This is a genomic window from Salinicoccus hispanicus (assembly GCF_009831115.1).
Taxonomy (GTDB): domain Bacteria; phylum Bacillota; class Bacilli; order Staphylococcales; family Salinicoccaceae; genus Salinicoccus; species Salinicoccus hispanicus.
The window spans coordinates 248,262-262,625 of the sequence record NZ_WUUK01000001.1 but is presented as its reverse complement, the minus strand read 5'-3'; the positions used below and the strand labels follow the sequence as shown (position 1 = coordinate 262,625).

The following is a 14,364-nucleotide window of genomic DNA, read 5'->3' as shown; positions in this document are numbered from 1 at the left end:
CTCCTCGGCTGCTTTACCATTCCATACCCTCTTATGGAACAGTTATTGCCATTCGTGTTTAGCTTGCCTTTATTTTGTCTAAATGGTTTATATATTTGTGTTTGTCGTTTTAGAAAGGGGCCTGGAACATGAAGACACACATATATGATTTTACAGTGCATGATGACGCCGGTATACCAATGCAGATGAAAGACTTTGAAGGGAAGGTCATTCTGATCGTCAATTCAGCGAGCGACTGCGCTCTCTGCAACCAGCTGTCGGAACTTGAGTTTCTCTTTCAGAAGTACAAGGACGAGGGATTCGTCGTACTTGTCTTTCCTTCAGACGATTTTATGAATTCGGAACCGCTCGATGCATCAGAGGCAAAGATCCACTACTATAGAGAATACGGGGTGACCTTCCCAGTGATGGAGAAGGTGCATGTCAAAGGCGACAGCATCCATTCCCTATTCAGACACCTGACCGAAAGCAAGACCGGTCTTTTGACCAGCAGCGTAAAGTGGAACTTCACAAAATTCCTGATTTCAAGGGAAGGCAGAATCGTGAAACGCCTGCCCCCTCGGAAATCCCCGCTTACATTCGAAGATGATCTGATCAGAGTGCTCAGAGGCTAAAAAAGCATCCCATCAGATGGGATGCTTTCTGCTATTTGGTGAAAGTGCTGATGGCATGCTTGTAGATCAGATGATCCTTGCCGCCCGACTTCAACTGTATGACAAATCTATCAAAGTCTATCACAGTCCCCCGCATCTGAAACCCATTTACCAGAAACACGGTCACTTCGACTTCCGACTCCTTGAATTCACTGAGAAACTTTTCCTGCAGATCACCATTAGTCATTTTTCTTTCTCTCCTTCGTGTGTAGGAATTGATATATATCCTCAAATATAGTATCCGTATTCACTGAATCAAGATCGTACCAATTCACGGGAAGCTGATTCCTGAAGAAAGTCAGTTGTCGTTTGGCATATTGCCTGGTATGCTGTTTTATGGTTTCTTTCACATCGCCAAGAGAAGCATCGCCATTGAAATATGGCAGAAACTCCTTGTAGCCGATGGCGGCACCCGCCGTTCTGGATAGGGAACTGTTACTCATCAGTGCATGGACTTCATCTTCAAGCCCCATCTCGAACATCTTTTCGACACGAGCATTGATGTTCTCATGCATCGCTTTTCTATCACGTGTCAATCCTACTATAAATGTATCATATTTCATCTCATCTGTGTAGCCGGGGCCCTCTCTGCTGCTGATGCGGTTACTCAGTTCATGCTTGACCAGTGCACGGATGACACGCTTGCGGTTGTTCTGGTGGATTTCCTGTGCAAGCTTCGGATCGACGGCTTTGAGACGGCTGTGAAGGATGGTAGAGCCCAGTTGCTCCAGCCGGTCTGTCAAAGCCCGTTTTTCCGCATCATCCTCATCGTTGAACTCATAGCCGTAGATAAGTGCACGGATGTAGTGTCCGGTACCACCGACGATAAAGGGGATATCCCCCGCTTCATGGAATTCATCGATGACCTCATCGACATGCTTTTGGAAATCGTGCACCGAAAAAGCGGTATCCGGCGGCATGACGTCGATCATATAATGCTGAACGCCGTCCATCTCCGCTTCTGTAATCTTTCCTGTACCAATATCCATTCCCTGGTATACCTGCATCGAGTCCCCGCTGATGATTTCCAGATTGAACCGCTTCGCAATTTCGACTCCAAGTGATGACTTTCCGATTGCGGTCGGCCCCACCAGAATAAGCAGCTTCTTCTTTTCAGACATGTCTCATCACCCACTCCACCAGTCTGTTGTAGACCTGTTCACGATTTTTTTCAAAAAGCACTTCATGCCGGCTTGTGCCATAGAGCTGTACAGTAACGCTATCGGCGAAGTTCCGGTAGATGCGCGCCAGTTTTCGTATATCCTCTCCCCTGTTTGAGAAAGGATCTTCCTTGCCGCCGATCAGCAGGATGGGGACATTGTAATCCAGCTGTTTCAGATTCCCCTGCTTCTGGCTGTACTGGATATGATGCACAATTTCTGCAAGTGCCCGGTTGCTCATCAGAAATCCGCAATAGTCATCCCTGTTGTACTGTTCCACCTTGCCATCATCTTCAGACAGCCAGCGGTTCTTCATGGTTCCCGGAAATGACTGGTCATAGCCCGCGAAAGCAAGCCGGTTGATCACCTTCGATCTTGTCCTCGGTGCTGCATTGGCAAGTGAACCAAGCATTTTTGAGGATATCCGATCGATGAAGGCATCCTTGCTGCCGGTGCCGACGATGATGCCGCCATCATAAACCCTGCGCTCAAGCAGTCGTCTGGCAACGATGGAACCCATCGAGTGTCCCAGAATGAACTTCGGCAGATCATCCGGAATGACCGTTGAAACAGCCAGCGCATCTTCCACCAGCAGGTTGAAGTTGTCAAAATGACCAAGATCCTGATCATCTTCCCCATGTCCACGGTGATCATGCATGATGACCATGCAGTCATTCATGGCGAACCATGTCATCATTTCGCTGTAGCGTCCCATATGCTCCGCCATGCCATGGAGGAGCTGGATGGCACATATAGGCTGTTCCGGAGAAAATATTCTGGTTCTTATGTGGCGGCCCTGGTTGTATATCATCTCTTCGCTGATCTTCATCTTTTTCCTCCCTACTTCATAATACGGTTGAACATGCGCTCGATTTCGTAAGTGCTCATATGGATGATGACCGGGCGGCCATGTGGACACGTATAAGGTGACCTGCATGCCCTGAGCGATTCAAGCAGTCCCTCGATCTGTGGCCGATCAAGGTAATGATTCGCCTTGATGGACTGCTTGCAGCTCATCATGATCGCCATCTCCTCCTTGTACTGGTTGACGGAGAAGTCCGGCTTTGAAGAGACGAAGTGGATCAGTTCCCCGATATCCGCCTCCGGGTTCCTGTCATCGATCCAGTTCGGGTAGGCCGTCACAGCATACTGCCTGATGCCTGTCTTCTCGATATCGAAGCCGAGTGACTGGAGGCGCTTTTGCCTATCATCAATTTCTATTATATCATTCATCGGAAACTCGAAAGTATACGGAATCAGAAGCGGCACACTGTCCGTCTTCCCTCTGGTGATGTTTTCAGAATAGTACTCGTACTTGATGCGTTCCTGTGCAGCATGCTGATCCATCATATACATGCCGGTATCATTCTGGAGAATGATGTAGGTGCCATGGAGCTGGCCGACGATTTCAAGATATGGCAGCTTCTCCCTTTCCACCGTTTTCTCGGCAGTCTCTGATGTGTGACCGGTTGCAGGCTGCCTCTCTGCAGCCGGATGTTGGCTGGGCTTTTCATGCACCGGACGTTCTGGCGGCGGTTCCGGCTCATCCCGTGTTTCATTCAGCACCGTCTTGTTCGGAGTCACCCTGTACTCGGTCGAAGCCTTACTGAAATCAGAAGTCGCAGGCTGCTGCCAGTCTGTCTCCGTTTTCCTTGCTTCAGGCCGACTCCTGTCCTCATGCGAAAAATCAAGAGTCCCCTGCGTCGTCTGCTGCCTGGATACAGGTGGTTTTCTTGTGATGTCGGGGATGAGCATCTCGTCCTTCATGCGCGAACGGACTGCCGTCTCGAGCAGCTGGTTCAGCTCCCTCTCCTTTGAGAAGCGGACTTCTGTTTTTGCCGGGTGCACGTTGACATCGACAAGCTTCGGATCCATTGTGATGTCGATGATTGCAATGGGGTATTTATCCTTCGGCAGCAGTGTGTGGTAGCCATTGATGACAGCCTGCGACAGTCTGAAGCTCCGGATGAACCGGCGGTTGACGGAAATATTGAGATAGTTCCGATTGCTGCGGTTGATCTCCGGACGGATGAGGAAGCCCTGGATATGGAAATCCGAGTCCTGAGCCTCGAATGACACCGCATGGCGTGCGATGTTCAATCCATAGATATCGCTGATGACTTCCTTGAGATTGCCATTTCCTTTCGTCATGACCTTCTCACTGTGATCGAGTACGAGGCGGAAGCTGACTCGCGGATAGGCCAGCGCCATGCGCTGGATGACATCAATGATCTTGCCGCTCTCCGTACGCATCGAGCGCATGTACTTGAGCCTTGCCGGTGTATTGTAGAAGAGGTCGGTAATGGTGATATCCGTCCCCTTCCGTTCCTTGCCGGGAATCTGTTCCACCAGTCTGCCGCCTTCGAATCGGATGAACACCGGGTTGCCATCGAGATGATTCGTTTCCACCGTCACTTTCGCCACTGCACCAATACTTGCCAGCGCCTCTCCACGGAAGCCGAGGGACCGGATCTGAAACAGGTCATAATCCGTGTCGATCTTGCTTGTTGCGTGCCTCTGGAACAGGAGTGGGCCATCCGAATGATGGATACCATCCCCATCATCCACGATGCGGATCTGCTTCATTCCCGATTCTTCTATGAATACTTCCACTTGCCTGGCATTGGCATCAATCGAATTCTCAAGCAGTTCCTTGACCACCGAACTCGGCCGTTCAACCACTTCTCCGGCGGCTATCTTATTCTGTATCGCACTATCCAGTACTTTTATTGAACCCATATCACCACTCGCCTTCAAGCTCGTTTTTCAATTCCTGCAACTTCATCATCGCATCAAGCGGCGTCATCTCATTGACATCGACAGCCTTGAGCTTATCGATGACGGGATGGGATTCTGCCGCCTCCGTATCATCGAGCGGCAGCGACAGCTGTGCGCTGCCGACGACGTGTCCATCCTGCTCGAATCCTTTAAGCAGTTCGTGTGCCCGTTTTGTCACTTCATCCGGCAGTTCGGCAAGACGCGCCACATGGATGCCGTAGCTCCGCTCCACCGGGCCGGGCTTCACCTTGTGGAGGAAAATCAGCTTGCCATCATATTCAGTTGCCTTGACGTGGACATTCTTCAGATGATCAAGTTCATTTCCAAGACGGGTCATTTCGTGATAGTGCGTTGAGAAGAGTGTCTTGGCGCCGATGTGATCGTGGATATATTCGAGCATCGACTGGGCGAGCGACAACCCATCATAGGTGGAGGTCCCCCGCCCGATCTCGTCGAAGATCAGGAGGCTGTTTTCGGTCGCGTTCTGCAATGCCTCATTCGCCTCCATCATTTCGATCATGAATGTCGATTTGCCGCTTGCCAGGTCATCGCTCGCCCCGATGCGGGTGAATATCTGATCGAAGATCGGCAGTATGGCTGCCTCGGCAGGAACAAACATGCCCATCTGGGCCATGATGCTGATGATTGCCGTCTGCCGCATATACGTACTCTTACCTGACATGTTCGGGCCTGTGATCAGATAGATGAACGTCTCTTCGTCCATGTCGAGGGAGTTCGGTACATACGTGTTCTCGCCGATCACCTTCTCGACCACGGGATGGCGGCCTTCCTTGATGGACAGCGTACTGTCACTGAATTCAGGGCGTACCAGACGGTATTCATTCGCCACGGTCGCAAATGAGATGAGACAGTCGAGCGAACTGATGATATCGGCTGTCGTCTGGAGCCTCGGAATGAACTGCTCCATCTGCTCACGAAGCTCGACAAAGAGATCATACTCGAGAATGATGCTTTCGTCCTGGGCACCGAGCAGCTTCGACTCCATCTCCTTCAGTTCAGGTGTAATGAAGCGTTCAGCGTTGGTAAGTGTCTGCTTGCGGTGGTATTCAAAATGATCAGCATCGAAGTTTACAGCATTACCCTTCGAAATTTCAATATAGTAGCCGAACACCTTGTTGAATCCGATCTTCATGTTCCGGATGCCTGTCCGCTCCCGCTCACCCTCGATATAGTCGTTCAGCCATATTCTGCCATTATTGGACAGATAGCGGTATTCATCCAGTTTTTCATTGTACCCTTCCTTGAAGATGCCGCCTTCGCGTATCGTCTTCGGCGGCGTGTCATCAAGGCTCGATTCGAGCAGTGTGTGGACATCCTGCAGTGTATCGAAAGATTTGAATAAAGGCGTATCAAGCAGCCCGATCTGCTGAAGCATACTCTGAATTGCCGGCAGCCCTGCCAGGGAATCCCGCATCTGGACCAGATCCTTGGCATCGATGTTGCCGAAACTGAGGCGTCCGACGAGCCGCTCGATGTCGTAGACGTTATTGAGCAGCTGCCTGATATCCTCCCTTTCCAGGAAGTGGTCCAGTAATACAGCCACCACGTTCTGACGTTCACCGATGGCTTCCTGGCTGAGCAGCGGCCGCTCAATCCATTTTCTCAGCTTTCGCTTGCCCATCGGCGTCTCGGTCCGGTTCATGTACCAGAAGAGCGACCCTTTCGCCTTCTTGGTCTGCAGGCTCTCGAGGAGCTCCAGGTTGGACAGGGCGGCATAGTTGAGCTGCATCGTCTCCTTGATGCGATGCTTTGCCACTGTTCTGAAATGCTTCAGATCTCGCATATTATGGGCACGGATATAGCTGATGAGCAGATCCAGCGACCTTTTTTCACCTTCGGTGATCGCCGGGTCATAGTCAAGTGCATGATGCACATCATTTGTGAACGGGGTATTGACCGGGGGGTCTGTATACAGTTCGGACAGAATGCCCTGGATATTCTCCTCGATGACAATCTCCCTCGGACCGATCCGGTCGATCTCACTTTTCAGAACTGTCAGATCATCCGTACAGAATGCGGATATCTCCCCCGTTGATATATCCGAATAGGATGCATTGAAAAAGCCGCCCTGTTCATCCAGTGCAAGAATATAGTTGCTGCGGCCGTCATCCATGCCGAAGTCATCGATCAGTGTGCCCGGCGTGATGACCCGCACCACGCCCCTTTTCACCATGCCCTTCGTCTGCTTCGGGTCTTCGAGCTGTTCACAGATGGCAACCTTGTAGCCCTGGTCGATCAGGCGCTCGATATAGCCCTTCGCTGAATGATAGGGAACGCCGCACATCGGAATCGGATCCTTCTTCTTGTCACGTGACGTCAGCGTGATCTCGAGCAGTTTGCTCGCAGTGATCGCATCATCATAGAACAGTTCGTAGAAATCCCCCATCCTGTATAGGAGCAGTACATCTGGGTACTCCTCCTTGATATTCAAATACTGCTGCATCATTGGTGTTACTGTAGCCATCTAAACACTTCCATTACTAAAATATAATTGCATTATATCACGTGCCCGCATCCATGTTGAACTGCGAGCCGCACTCTTTTTCTTTTTATCTGAACTTGAGGAACAAAAAAAGAACCGCACATGAATGTGCGATCCTTTGATGGCCTGATACTAGTGATTGCCCTGGTTCGGCATGTTTTTCATGGCCGCCCCGGTTTCACCTTCGAGAATATCGCCGCCTGTGGAAGTGATGACTTCATTTGTCACCGTCTGGCTGATTGCGTGTGAAACCATCTGGAGCAGCTCATTGACTTCTCCCTGGGACTCCTTGAACTGGTTGACGATCGGCATTTCATCAAGCTCGGCTTCGACCTTCCTGATCTTTTCCTCGGTCATCTGGTAGGCGCGTTCCTTACCATAGTTCTGGAAGTTGACAGCCTGTTTCTGAAGGCTTTTCAGACTTGCCATCTTTTCACGGACATCCTTGTTCTCGTGAATCTTCGCTTCAGCTTTTTTGAAGAAATCGACCTGCTCGGTCTCTGCAATCATGCTGCCAAGCGCTTTTGCTTCTTTTACAATATCGTCTTTCGTATACATAGAGCTTCCACCTTTTCATATTCTGACACCGGAGGACCGGCATTATTCATTCATCATCCGCAACAATCATCGGTGAATCAAATCTTATATCAGTATATATGTTTTCACTGCATATTTCAAAACTATTTGGCTGCCATCTCATCTGGCATCCCTTGTCGGAAATGGGCTGTACCACTGACCGAGCTCACTGGCAGAAATGACAGTCAGAATGATGACGATGATGAAAATGATGTCGAGTACCGAGAACGACGTCCGATGATAGTATGTTCTCGCTCCATCATCGAAACCCTTCGATTCCATCGCAATGCCAAGGCGGTAGGCCCGGCGGATGCTCTGGCTCAAAAGCGTGATGATGGTGGTGGAGAAACCTTTATAGCCGCTGATGTATTTCCTGTGGATCAATGGACGCCTCACTTTGCGGGCGCGTCTCAGTGTCATATACTCACCTGCGATGATCGGCACCATGCGGATCGCAGCCATGAAGGCGTAGGCGAACTTCGGTTTGAGCCTGCCCTGCTGCATCATGCTGTAGAAGACGTCCGTCAATCTGGTTGTGAACACAATCAGTGCGCCGAAGAAAGACAGCACGACACCGCGCATCATGATATGGAGGCCCCGCACAGCACTTTCCTCTGTAATGTGAACGATGCCAAAGCGTAGTAGCGTAGTCGTACCTTCTCCGTAGAAAATCATGTACAGGCTCGAGATCATTCCGAAAAACAGGATGGTGACAGTGAACAGTGCGAGATACCGTATTTTGACACCGCTCAGCAGGGCGAGCAGGATCAGCATCAGAATCGAAAGATGGAAGAGATGGTTCGGATCATGGATGAATATGACGGTCAGGAACAGTCCGACCGCAATCAGGATCTTGGTGAGCGGATTGACCTGATCGGCAGGTGTACTGTAATGTCTGATTGCTTCAAGCATCAAATCCCGCTTCTTCCACCAGTTTTCCTTCTTCTATCCGCAGCCTTCTCGATGGATACCGTACCTTGATTTCTTCATCGTGGGTGATCATGATGATGGTCGTGCCCGACTTGACCATATCATGCAGCATTTCAAGCAGCCGGAATGCATGACGCTGGTCAAGACCGAAAGTCGGTTCGTCCAGAATGATGATTTCAGGAATACCGCCTGCTGCGGTCGCTACACTCAGACGCCGCTTCTGCCCTGTTGAAATCTCGAGCGGATGCAGATGCCCCACTTTGCCGAGACCGAGCCTATCAAGCAATGCCCCGGCTCTCCGCTCAGCTTCTCCCTTGTCGAAATGCAGCTCGAGGTTGATGAACACCTCGTCAAAGACCGTGTTTGTAATGAACTGCAGTTCAGGATTCTGGAATACCGGATAGAGTGCGCCTCCATAGTGCTTCGGCTTCCTCACCTTTCTATTTTTAAAAAGAACGTCCCCTTTTGAAGGAATGAGTCTCATCAATGCAAGGAGCAGGCTTGTCTTGCCTGTTCCGTTGTCCCCTTCAAGTGTAATCCATTCGCCTTTTCTGATATCAAGTGCATCGATGGTCAAAAGCTGTCTGCTTCCTCTATTGACCATCAGGTGCCTGGCTTCAAGCAGTACATCGGGCTGCGCTTCTATTTCGGAAAACTCCGGCGCATTGCACCAGGACTCCGGATGCCAGACGCCGAATGCATCAAGTGCATCCCGATGATTCTTGAGCATTTCATCAGGGCACGCCATCCTGTCGATCCGCCCCGCATCATCCATGAGGATGACACGATCAACCTTATCCCATATATCTTCTACACGATGCTCGATGATCACTACCGTACGACCCTTCCACATCTGCTGGATTGTTTCCCACAGATGCGATGCAGAACCGTCATCGAGCATGCTCGTCGGCTCATCAAGAAACAGTGTATCCGCCTGCTGCAGCAGTGCGCTGGCAATGGCAAGCTTCTGCTTCATGCCGCCGGACAGCGTCTGGATGGCGGTGATGGGATCGACATCCAGGCCGACCGTACCGAGTGCCTCCTTGAGCTGCTGATCCATATCCTCTGCCCTGACCTGTCTGTTCTCCATGACGAATGCCAGCTCTTCAGCGACTGTCGGCATCGTAAACTGGGCATCCGGATCCTGGAAGACATAGGCAGCGGAATCCGGAAGGGCCAGCTGATCAGCCTTCATCGGCACGTTGATGACATTCGGAATGAGCCCGCCAAGCACATTAAGGAGCGTGCTCTTGCCCGAGCCGCTTGGACCGACGATCAGCACCTTCTCCTCGTCTTCTATTTTCAGATCAAGATCTGTAAACAGACGTGCCTGTGCTTCCGGGAACTTCAATCTGAGATTTCTGACTGCGATGCCCACTACTATAACCCTTCGTCTGCGGGCACTTTACGACCGACAAGCTTCAGTACGCCGGTTCCCTTCAGCCCCTGATAGAGCAGATGGGCAAGACCGCCGGCTATGAGTGCACCACTCAGCACTCTGAAGCCGAACATGAGCAGCAGATTCCACGTTGCGAGCTGGCCGAGGTAGCCATAATACCAGTCGAGCGGCAGTGTGGAGAGCGCCGCTGCCACTCCTGCAGTGACGGCGACCATCAGCGAAGTGCTCTTATACTTTACAATCGCAAAAACAATCTCGCACGCCAGACCCTGGATCAGTCCATAGACGATCAGCATGACGTCGAACTGCAGCAGCACGATCGTCTCACCCGAAGCTGCCGCAAATTCAGCAATCAGCGCCACCCCCGGTTTCCTGATGATCAGATAGGCGACCACCGCCGCAATGAACCACATTCCATAGAGCAGCTGGTTCAAGTGCAGACCCAGCGGTTCAAGTGCCGTATAGACACCGCCCCATATCGAGTAGATGAATGAAAATACAAGTGCAATGACGACTGTGACCAGTACATCAGTCAGTGTCAGTCCATTTCTTTTTACCATGACGAAAACCTCCAAGAGATATTTTCCAAATAAAAAACACACCACTAGCGAGTGGTGTGCATATTTGTAGGAAAATATGCCACTTCCCTACGCTAGTATGATCTAGATCAGGTAATGAGGGTGATTCTCAGTCCAAATGGACACCCCTAGTGGTCGTTTCTTATTCGGTTGAACCCATCTTAATACATTTTCAGACTTTTGTGAAGCTATTTATTATCGGAGACCATCTGGAAGTAGCGTCCCCCAAGCTCGAGCAGTTCCTGTTCCGAACCGCTTTCGACCAGTTCACCGAGGTCCATGACGAAGATCCTGTCCACCGCCTTGATCGTGTTGAGCCTGTGGGCGATGATGATGCTGGTGCGGTCCTTCATGAGACGCTCCAGTGCTTCCTGGATCTTGAGCTCCGTCACGGTATCGATGCTGCTTGTCGCTTCATCCAGTAGCAGGATGGCGGGATCCGTAATCAGTGCGCGGGCGATTGAAATCAGCTGCTTCTGACCCTGGGAAATGAATCCTTCATCCGCTTCAAGAATGGTATCATAGCCATTTTCAAGCTCGACGATGAAATCATGGGCATTGGCAAGCTTTGCCGCTTCAATGACATCTTCATCCGTCGCATCGAGCTTGCCGTAGCGTATGTTCTCTCTGATCGTCGACTCGAAAAGATATGGATCCTGCAGCACAAACGCCGTCTGTGAGCGTACGGCAGAACGTGCATAGTCCAGGATATCATCTCCATCGATCCTGACCTGACCGGAATCTGTTTCATAGAACCGGGCGAGCAGCTGCATGACAGTCGTCTTCCCTGCACCTGTCGCGCCGATCAGTGCCACAGATTCTCCGGCTTCTATTTTGAAGCTGAGATTTCTGATCGTCGGCGTCTTCTGCTCGGAATCATAGGAGAAGGATACGTCATCAAATTCGATCTCACCTTCAATGACTTTGTCCTGGATCTTTCCTTCATCATTCTCAGTTTCGGAATCCATGATTCCGAATACGCGCTCGGCACCTGCAATGGCCGACAGCACCTGGTTGAACTGGTTGGACAGGTCGGCAAGCGGCCGTGTAAACTGTCTCGCGTACTCGGCGAATACAACGATCGTTCCGATGGTTACCAGCCCATTGCCGGAAAGCGCAAGCAGCCCGCCGGCACCCGCAACAATCGTAAAGCTGATGTTGTTGAGCATATTCATCACTTTCGGAATGAACCCGGCATAGAGGAATGCCCAGAAAGTGATATCCCTGAGGTTTCCGGCTTTCTCATTGAAGTTTTTGATCGCCGTCTCCTCCTGGGAGAATACTTTGACGATCTCCTGGCCGGAAACCATCTCCTCGATATAGCCATTCATTTCACCAGTGGCCCGCTGGCGTTTCTTATAGAGTGGTCCGGTTCTCCTCGTAATGAAGCCTACTGCCAGAATCAGGACCGGAATGATCAATACTGTGAGCAATGTCAGAAGCGGACTCAAGTAGATCATGACGCTGATTGTACCGATGAGTGTGACGACACTCGTCGTAAACTGGATGAAAGATGTATTCAGCGTCTGTGAAATGGTTTCGATATCGTTTGTCATCCGGCTCATCAGCTCACCGTGCTGACGCTTGTCATAGAAGCGTACCGGCAGTTTCTGCATGTGTGAAAACAGTCTGGAGCGCAGTTTGTATACCGTGCGCTGCGATAGGCCGACCATCATGAATGCAGCCATATACTGTGTTGAAGACAGCAGTACATAGACTACGAGCAGCAGCATCAGGATCGGAGCGAGTCCATCGAGCTGCCCCTGTACAAAATAGTTGTCGACAATGTAGCCGACGAGGAATGGACCGGTGATGCTGAGCAGACTGGTCAGTGTGACGAGGAATATGATGGCATAGAGGAGCACCCGCTCTTCATTGATGAAGCGCCACATTCTTTTCAGTGTGCCCCATATATCATTGGCCCGCTGATCTTCCTTCTTCTTCTTGCGTCCGATTTCCTCTTTTCGAAGGACCGGTTCATTGCCGAATGGTCTTCTTATAAAATCAATCATCCAGCTGACCCCCTTCCATCTGCGATTGAACAATGGATCGATATAGAGACGACTCCTGCATCAGCGTCTCATGCGGTCCGAGTGCACTGATCTCTCCGCCATCGAGAAGAAGGATGCGATCAGCCATCTTGGCCGTGACCACCTTCTGGGTGACGATGATCTGTGTCGTCTCCTCTTCCTTGATTGCTTCCCAGAGCGCCGATTCCGTGCGTATATCAAGCGCTGAGGTGCTGTCGTCCAAAATCAGTATGCCCGGTCTGCGGACAAGGGCACGGGCGATGGACAGACGCTGCTTCTGCCCGCCGGATAGCGTCACACCTCTCTGGCCGACACGCGTCTCGTAGCGATGGTCGAAAGTATTGATCGAGTTGTGGATCTGCGCCTTCTGGGTGGAGGTGAACACTTCCGCCTCCCCTGCATCGAGATCGCCCCACAGCAGATTCTCAAAAATACTGCCCGAGAACAGTACAGCGGACTGCGGCACGTAGCCGATGGTCTCCCTGAGGTCATCCTCGTTCCAGTCTTTTGCATTGATGCCGTTGATATAGACATCTCCTTCTTTCACATCGTACATTTTCGGAATCAGGCTGAGCAGCGTACTCTTGCCGGACCCGGTGCCTCCCATGATGACGAGTGTTTCATTTTCTTTCACTTCAAAATTGATGTTGCGGAGGACATACCGTGTCGAACCGGGATACTTGAAGGAGACATTTTCGAACTTCACTGTACCGGCCTGGTCGACCTTCCTTATTTCTTCGTTGTTGTTCACTGCAACCGGTGCCTCAAGTACTTCCTCCATCCGTTCGCTGGAAGCTTTTGCACGGCTGAATGCAATGATGATAAAGGCGAACATGGAGAAGCCGCCCTGCATGCGAAGTGCATAGTTGATGACCGCAACCACTTCACCGACTTCGACACTGTTGCTCTGCAGCAGATCGGATGCCATCCACAGCACGACGAGCAGACTGCCGTTGATGATCAGAAGCAGTACAGGCATGATGGATTCCATCAGCCTCAGTGCATAGACCGTATCGTCGCGCAGGCGGCCGGCCACCTTGCTGAATTTGCTGATTTCGAACTCTTCCCGATCATTCGCCTTGATCAGCCTCACCGCTTCAAGATTCTGCTGGATGAAGCGGTTGATCTTATCCAGACGTTTCTGTACACGCAGGAATATCTGACCGCCCTTGCGTGCAGTAAGGATAAGAAATATGAGAAGGACCGGTGTCAGGAATGACAGATAGAAGCCGAGCGTCGGATTGACGACAAACGACATGATGAGGGATCCGATGACGAGCAGCGGAGCCCTTAAAATGATGCGTAAAGACATGTAGAGCAGCATTTCCGTCTGCAGGACGTCCTGGGTCATCCGCGTGATGAGGCTTGACGTCGGAAACTTGGACAGCGTCGCAAGTGTGAAATACTGGACCTTCCGGAAGAGTGCCGTCCGGATATCATAGCTGAAGCGCGTGGCGACCTGACTGGAGAAGTAGGAGTTGATGATGCCGCTGATGAAGGCGGCCATGCTGATGCCGAACATGATCAGCAGGTAGAACCATACAGCATCTATATCCTGTGCCACGATGCCATCATCGATGACTTTCGAGATCAGATAGGGCTGAAGCAGCTCTACGGCCAGTTCAATGAACATGAAGAAGAGAGCTACTGCGATGAACCACTTATATTTGAGCGCGTATTTGTAGACTGTCAGCAATTGTTCCACCCATTTCTTTCGGTTACCGAAGTATTAAACCAATTATGACATAATTCAAACT

General features: G+C 50.9%; 12 protein-coding genes and 1 riboswitch. Of the genes, 1 reads left to right on the top strand and 11 read right to left on the bottom strand.

Annotated elements, in window-relative coordinates:
* The first annotated feature begins 128 nt into the window (after positions 1-128).
* Positions 129-614 (top strand): glutathione peroxidase, encoded by a 486-nt coding sequence (locus GQ671_RS01245; RefSeq protein ID WP_160651507.1) that lies wholly within the window; start codon positions 129-131, stop codon positions 612-614.
* A gap of 31 nt (positions 615-645) precedes the next feature.
* On the opposite strand, the gene hfq is transcribed toward GQ671_RS01245, so the two are convergent.
* The 11 genes from hfq to GQ671_RS01190 all read right to left on the bottom strand — a co-directional run bounded on the left by hfq (position 646) and on the right by GQ671_RS01190 (position 14,303).
* A complete protein-coding gene (gene hfq / locus GQ671_RS01240; RefSeq protein ID WP_160651505.1) occupies positions 646-840 on the bottom strand; it encodes an RNA chaperone Hfq in 195 nt (64 codons plus the stop codon).
* The gene (miaA, locus tag GQ671_RS01235) at positions 833-1,774 is read right to left on the bottom strand and encodes a tRNA (adenosine(37)-N6)-dimethylallyltransferase MiaA (protein ID WP_160651502.1); all 942 of its coding nucleotides are present in this window, start codon (positions 1,772-1,774) and stop codon (positions 833-835) included. Before miaA ends, hfq begins: the two co-directional genes overlap by 8 nt.
* A complete protein-coding gene (locus GQ671_RS01230; RefSeq protein WP_160651501.1) occupies positions 1,767-2,642 on the bottom strand; it encodes an alpha/beta fold hydrolase in 876 nt (291 codons plus the stop codon). The genes miaA and GQ671_RS01230 overlap by 8 nt, the downstream gene beginning before the upstream one ends.
* Positions 2,643-2,653: 11 nt before the next feature.
* The gene (mutL, locus tag GQ671_RS01225) at positions 2,654-4,552 is read right to left on the bottom strand and encodes a DNA mismatch repair endonuclease MutL (RefSeq protein WP_160651498.1); all 1,899 of its coding nucleotides are present in this window, start codon (positions 4,550-4,552) and stop codon (positions 2,654-2,656) included.
* Between the two features lies 1 nt (position 4,553).
* On the bottom strand, positions 4,554-7,076 hold the full coding sequence (gene mutS, locus GQ671_RS01220; protein WP_160651497.1) for a DNA mismatch repair protein MutS: 2,523 nt from the start codon (positions 7,074-7,076) through the stop codon (positions 4,554-4,556).
* A 150-nt stretch (positions 7,077-7,226) separates the two neighbouring features.
* Positions 7,227-7,652, bottom strand: coding sequence for a RicAFT regulatory complex protein RicA family protein (locus GQ671_RS01215; protein WP_160651495.1), 426 nt, complete (start codon positions 7,650-7,652; stop codon positions 7,227-7,229).
* A 138-nt stretch (positions 7,653-7,790) separates the two neighbouring features.
* Positions 7,791-8,582, bottom strand: a complete 792-nt coding sequence (locus GQ671_RS01210; protein WP_160651493.1) for an energy-coupling factor transporter transmembrane component T family protein — start codon at positions 8,580-8,582, stop codon at positions 7,791-7,793.
* On the bottom strand, positions 8,575-9,978 hold the full coding sequence (locus tag GQ671_RS01205) for an ABC transporter ATP-binding protein (protein ID WP_160651491.1): 1,404 nt from the start codon (positions 9,976-9,978) through the stop codon (positions 8,575-8,577). Before GQ671_RS01205 ends, GQ671_RS01210 begins: the two co-directional genes overlap by 8 nt.
* 2 nt (positions 9,979-9,980) lie before the next feature.
* Positions 9,981-10,559, bottom strand: coding sequence for an ECF transporter S component (locus tag GQ671_RS01200; protein WP_160651489.1), 579 nt, complete (start codon positions 10,557-10,559; stop codon positions 9,981-9,983).
* 67 nt (positions 10,560-10,626) lie between these two features.
* Positions 10,627-10,717, bottom strand: a riboswitch (TPP riboswitch).
* A gap of 48 nt (positions 10,718-10,765) precedes the next feature.
* Positions 10,766-12,589, bottom strand: a complete 1,824-nt coding sequence (locus GQ671_RS01195) for an ABC transporter ATP-binding protein (protein ID WP_160651487.1) — start codon at positions 12,587-12,589, stop codon at positions 10,766-10,768.
* Positions 12,582-14,303, bottom strand: coding sequence for an ABC transporter ATP-binding protein (locus GQ671_RS01190; protein WP_160651485.1), 1,722 nt, complete (start codon positions 14,301-14,303; stop codon positions 12,582-12,584). The genes GQ671_RS01195 and GQ671_RS01190 overlap by 8 nt, the downstream gene beginning before the upstream one ends.
* Between the last annotated feature and the right edge of the window lie 61 nt (positions 14,304-14,364).